This window comes from Rhizobacter sp. P2_H2, from assembly GCF_056403375.1.
Window position 1 is genome coordinate 1 of sequence record NZ_JBFUFP010000288.1, and the last position, 5632, is coordinate 5632.

Annotated in this window: 6 protein-coding genes; 5 read left to right on the forward strand and 1 reads right to left on the reverse strand. The window is 69.2% G+C overall.

Annotated elements, in window-relative coordinates; translation table 11 throughout:
* The 5 genes from AC1D15_RS15985 to AC1D15_RS16005 all read left to right on the forward strand — a co-directional run.
* A partial coding sequence (locus AC1D15_RS15985; RefSeq protein ID WP_477826738.1) for an ATP-binding protein occupies window positions 1-398 on the forward strand: 398 nt, incomplete at its 5' end.
* Between the two features lie 10 nt (window positions 399-408).
* Window positions 409-1032 (forward strand): response regulator transcription factor, encoded by a 624-nt coding sequence (locus AC1D15_RS15990; RefSeq protein WP_047510729.1) that lies wholly within the window; start codon window positions 409-411, stop codon window positions 1030-1032.
* 127 nt (window positions 1033-1159) lie between these two features.
* Window positions 1160-2014, forward strand: coding sequence for a bifunctional methylenetetrahydrofolate dehydrogenase/methenyltetrahydrofolate cyclohydrolase FolD (gene folD / locus AC1D15_RS15995; protein WP_477826739.1), 855 nt, complete (start codon window positions 1160-1162; stop codon window positions 2012-2014).
* Between the two features lie 34 nt (window positions 2015-2048).
* Window positions 2049-4085, forward strand: coding sequence for a M3 family metallopeptidase (locus AC1D15_RS16000; protein ID WP_047510733.1), 2037 nt, complete (start codon window positions 2049-2051; stop codon window positions 4083-4085).
* A 47-nt stretch (window positions 4086-4132) separates the two neighbouring features.
* A complete protein-coding gene (locus AC1D15_RS16005; protein ID WP_477826740.1) occupies window positions 4133-4792 on the forward strand; it encodes a glutaredoxin family protein in 660 nt (219 codons plus the stop codon).
* Here AC1D15_RS16005 and AC1D15_RS16010 read toward each other — a convergent pair.
* Window positions 4782-5632 (reverse strand): MFS transporter (locus tag AC1D15_RS16010; protein WP_477826741.1); only part of this gene is annotated, 851 nt, incomplete at its 5' end. The genes AC1D15_RS16005 and AC1D15_RS16010 overlap by 11 nt on opposite strands.

Sequence of the window (5632 nt, forward strand, 5' to 3'; positions counted from 1 at the left end):
ACCCGATCCTGATCGAGCAGGTGGTGCTGAACCTGCTGAAGAACGCCGCCGAGGCGATCGACTCGGCCGGGCTGCCGCAGGCGCGCCGCACCATCGAGTTGCGCGTGGTGCCGCGCCACACGCCCGAGGAAGGCGGCGTGATCGAGTTCAGCGTGACCGACAGCGGCCCCGGGCTGAAGGAGGAAGTGATCGGCCGGCTCTACGAGGCCTTCTTCTCGACCAAGGCGGAAGGCCTGGGCATCGGGTTGTCCCTGTGCCGCTCGATCATCGAGAGCCACCGCGGCCGTATCCGGGCACAGAACCTCTACAATGGCGACCTCGCCGTCGGGTGCCGCTTCAGCTTCACGCTGCCTGTGGAAACCGCCAAATCTGCCGGCCTGGAGCCGGCGCTGCCATGAGACTGCTTCGATGAGCTTGATTCCGAAAAAGGGCACGGTCTATGTGGTCGACGACGACGAGGCCGTGCGCGACTCGCTGCAATGGCTGCTCGAGGGCAAGGACTACCGCGTCAAGTGCTTCGATTCGTCGGAGTCGTTCCTGTCGCGCTTCGATCCGCGCGAGGTCGCCTGCCTGATCGCCGACATCCGCATGGACGGCATGAGCGGGCTGGAGCTGCAGGACCGCCTGCTCGAGCGCAAGTCGCCGCTGCCGGTCGTCTTCATCACCGGCCACGGCGACGTGCCGATGGCCGTCACGACGATGAAGAAGGGCGCGATGGACTTCATCGAGAAACCCTTCAAGGAAGAAGAGCTGCTCGGCCTCGTCGAGCGCATGCTCGACCAGGCCCGCAGCGCGTTCTCGCACCACCAGGAAGCCGCCAGCCGCGATGCGCTGCTGTCGCGCCTGACGACCCGCGAGGCGCAGGTGCTCGAGCGCATCGTCGCCGGCCGGCTCAACAAGCAGATCGCCGACGACCTGGGCATCAGCATCAAGACGGTCGAGGCGCACCGCGCCAACATCATGGAGAAGCTGAACGCCAACACCGTCGCCGATCTCCTGAAGATCGCGCTGGGCGCCCAAGCAAAAGCTTGAGCCCCCCAGTCGCTTCGCTCCTGCCCCCAAGGGGCGCCGTCCGGCTTGGGGCGGCCCGGCGCCGGACCCTGACCCCGCATGCGAGGCCGCTTCTTCAGCGGCCTCTTTCATTTCTGAAGGAAATTTGATGACCGCACAACTCATCGACGGCAACGCCCTGGCCAGGCAGGTTCGCACCGAGGTCGCGCAACGCGCCGCCGCCCTCACCGCCCGCGGCCGCCGGCCGGGCCTGGCGGTGATCCTGGTCGGCGACGACCCGGCGTCGCAGGTCTACGTGAAGCACAAGGTCGCCGACTGCGAATCGAGCGGCGTGCATTCGGTGCTCGAGAAGTACGACGCCTCTCTCGCCGAGGCCGAGCTGCTCGCCCGCATCGCCGCGCTGAACGCCGATCCGGCCATCCACGGCATCCTGGTGCAGATGCCGCTGCCGAAGCACATCGACCCGCAGAGGGTCATCGAGGCGATCTCGCCGCTGAAGGATGTCGACGGCTTCCACGTGCAGAGCGCCGGCGCGCTGATGGTCGGCCGTCCCGGCTTCCTGCCGTGCACGCCGTACGGCTGCATGAAGCTGATCGCCACCACCGGCATCGACCTGCGCGGCAAGCATGCGGTGGTGATCGGGCGCAGCAACACCGTCGGCAAGCCGATGGCCCTGCTGCTCTTGCAGGCCAACGCGACCGTCACCATCTGCCACAGCGGGACGCGCGACATCGGCCTTCACACGCGCCAGGCCGATGTCGTCGTCGCGGCGGTCGGCAAGCGCAATGTGCTCACCGCCGACATGGTCAAGCCGGGCGCGGTGGTGATCGACGTGGGCATGAACCGCAAGGACGACGGCAAGCTGGCCGGCGACGTGGATTTCGACGGCGTCTCGCAGGTCGCCGGCTGGATCACGCCGGTGCCGGGTGGCGTCGGACCCATGACCCGTGCGATGCTTCTGGTCAACACGCTGGAAGCGGCGGAGCGGTTCGCGCAGGGCTGAGCTTCACACGCGTCATTTCGAAAGGGAGAGAACAATGAACGAGATCAATCCGCTGTTGGTTCCCGATGCACTGCTCGACTTCTCGGCGATCCGCGCCGGGCACGTCGCGCCGGCGATGGCGCAATTGCTGACCGAGGCCGAGGAGGCGCTCGAGAAGGTCACCAGCGACGCGGTGCCGGCCGACTACGACGCGATGTCGGCGGTGCTCGACGTCGCCACCGAGCGCCTGGGCCGCGCCTGGGGCGCGGTGCACCACCTGACCGCCGTCGCCGACACGCCCGAGCTGCGCGCCGCCTACAACGAGCAGCTGCCGGCCGTCACCGAATTCCACACGCGGCTGGGCGCCGACGAGCGGCTGTACGCGAAGTACAAGCTGATCGCCAACAGCCCGGCTGCCGCCGCGCTCAGCGCGCCGCGCCGCCAGGCGCTGTCGAACGCGATGCGCGACTTCGTGCTGTCCGGCGCCGAGCTGAAGGGCGCCGATCGCGACCGCTATGCGCAGATCCAGGACCGCCTGGCCGCGCTGTCGCAGACCTACTCCGAGCACGTGCTCGACGCGACCGACAGCTTCGCGCTGTACGTCGAGGCCGGCGAGCTGGCCGACGTGCCGGCCGACGTGATCGCCGCGTCGCGCGCCACCGCCGAGGCCGAAGGCAAGCCGGGCCACAAGATCACGCTGCACTTCCCGAGCTACTTCCCGGTGATGCAGTACGGCAGCAACCGCGCGCTGCGCGAGAAGCTGTACGTCGCGTACGTCACCCGCGCCAGCGAGGCCGGCCCCGCCGCGCTCGACAACAGCGCGGTGATGCGCGAGCTGCTCGACCTGCGCCAGGAAGAGGCCCGCCTGCTCGGCTACGCGAGCTTCGCGGAGGTGTCGCTGGTGCCGAAGATGGCCGATTCGCCGCAGCAGGTCACCGGCTTCCTGCGCGACCTGGCGCAGCGCGCCCGCCCCTACGCCGAGCGCGACCTGGCCGAGCTGCGTGCCTTCGCCCGCGACGAGCTGGGCCTCCCCGACCTGCAGGCCTGGGACTTCCCGTACGCCAGCGAAAAGCTGAAGGAAAGCCGCTACGCGTTCAGCGACCAGGAGGTCAAGCCGTACTTCACCGAGACCAAGGTGCTCGACGGGCTGTTCCGCATCATCGAGACGCTGTTCGAGGTCAGCATCCGCTCCGACAGCGCGCCGGTCTGGAACGAGGGGGTGCGCTTCTTCCGCATCGAGCGCCAGGGCGAACTGGTCGGCCAGTTCTACCTCGACCCGTATGCCCGCCCCGGCAAGCGGCCCGGGGCGTGGATGGACGACGTCTGCGGCCGCTGGGCGCGCCCGGACGGCCGCACGCAGACGCCGGTGGCGCACCTGGTGTGCAACTTCGCCTCGCCGGTCGAGGTCGACGGCAAGCGCCGCCCGGCGCTGCTGACGCACGACGACGTGACGACGCTGTTCCATGAGTTCGGCCACGGCCTGCACCACATGCTGACGCAGGTGAACGATGTCGGCGTGGCCGGCATCTCCGGCGTCGAGTGGGACGCGGTCGAACTGCCGAGCCAGTTCATGGAGAACTTCTGCTGGGAGTGGGACGTGCTGAAGCGGCTGACCGCGCACGTCGACACCGGCGAGCCGCTGCCGCGCGCGCTGTTCGACAAGATGCTGGCCGCGAAGAACTTCCAGAGCGGGCTGCAGACGCTGCGCCAGATCGAGTTCTCGCTGTTCGACATGCGCCTGCATGCCGAGCCGGGCTCGCAGGCCGACATCCAGGGCCTGCTCGACGAGGTGCGCGCCGAGGTCGCGGTGCTGGTGCCGCCGCGCTTCAACCGCTTCCAGCACGGCTTCTCACACATCTTTTCCGGCGGTTACGCGGCCGGCTACTACAGCTACAAGTGGGCCGAAGTGCTGAGCGCCGACGCCTGGAGCGCCTTCGAAGAGGCCGGCGCGCTCGACATCGCCACGGGGCGGCGCTACCGCCAGGCCATCCTCGAAGCCGGCGGCAGCCGCCCGGCGATGGAGAGCTTCAAGGCGTTCCGGGGCCGCGAGCCGAAGATCGATGCATTGTTGCGACATCAGGGCATGGCCTGATGAAGTAAATTCGGGCGCAAACACAATCTGCGTTGTTGGAGCTCCTCATGACCCGATCCACTTCCCGCACCCTCGCCCGCACCTTCAGCCTGGCGACCCCGGCGCTGCTGGCCGCGTTGTTCACTGCGCTGCCGGCGCATGCGCTCTACAAGGTGGTCGGGCCCGACGGCAAGGTCACCTACACCGACCGGCCGGCGGTCAGCCCCGACAACAAGGTGCAGTCGGTCAGCAACAACGGCAGCGTGGCGAACGATGTCGCCCTGCCCTACGAGTTGCGCCAGGTGGCACAACGCTATCCGGTGACGCTGTACACGACCAAGGACTGCCCGCCCTGCGATGCCGGCCGGCAGACGCTGCGCCAGCGCGGCATCCCGTTCGCCGAGAAGACGATCGCGACGAAGGACGACGGCGACGCGCTGCAGCGCATCACCGGCGCCCGCGACCTGCCGGCGCTGACCGTCGGTTCGCAGGTGCTGCGCGGCTACCAGCGCGACGACTGGTCGAGCTACCTCGACGCCGCGGCGTACCCGAAGGAATCGAAGCTGYCGGCGAACTTCCCGCAGGGCGGCGCGACGCCGCTGACCACGCCGAAGCAGGCGGTGAGCGGGAACACGCCGCAGAACGATGCCACGGCACCGGCGGCCCAGCCGACGCAATCGCCGGGCACCGGCACCAGCGGCAGCAACCCGGCCGGCATCAAGTTCTGATCTGACGGGCCTGCCAGCTGCCGGCCCCGACGGCCAGCCCCATCATCCAGAACAGCGACGCGGCCCCCAGCGCCGCGCCGAACACGCCGAACAGCAGCGGCATCACGGTGCTGGATCCGTTCAGCGCCATCGAGCGGAACGCGATCGCCTCGCCGTGCCGCTCGTGCGGCGTGATGTGGTGCAGCGTCGACATCACCATCGGCTGCACCGCGCCGAGCGCCAGGCCGAGCAGCGACGCGCAGCAGGCCATCAACCAGGCCGAGTGCACGAACGGGTAGATGCCGAAGATCACCGCCACCCACAGCATCGCGCCGGTCAGCACCTGCGATTCGCTCAGGCGGTGCGCGAGCACCGGGATCAGCAGCCGCACGCCGGCCACCGACACCGCGAACAGGCCCAGCACCAGCCCGATCGCGCCGGCGCTCATGCCGCGCTCGTGGCCGAGGATGGGCACGACGAACGAATGCACGTCCCAGCTGGCCGACAGCAGCCAGTTCACCAGCAGCAGCCGGCGCAGCGCCGGCGAGCGCAGCAGGTCCCATGAACTCTGGTGCTGCGTCGCGGCAGCAGGGCGCGGCACGTCGGCCTCGGCCGGCACGTAGCGCGCCGACACCATCGCCGCCAGCGGCATCAGCATCAACACCGCGAACGCGACGCGGAAGCCCATCAGGTCGATCAGCGCACCGGCCGTCACCGGGCCGATGACGTTGGACAGCGCCGGCGCCAGCCCCAGCCAGCTGAAGACGCGGATGCGCTCGGTCGCGTCGGTGGCCATGCGGCCGGCGGTGCGCTGGATCGTGATCAGGCCGAAGTTCGCGCCGGCACCGGTCAGGATGGCCG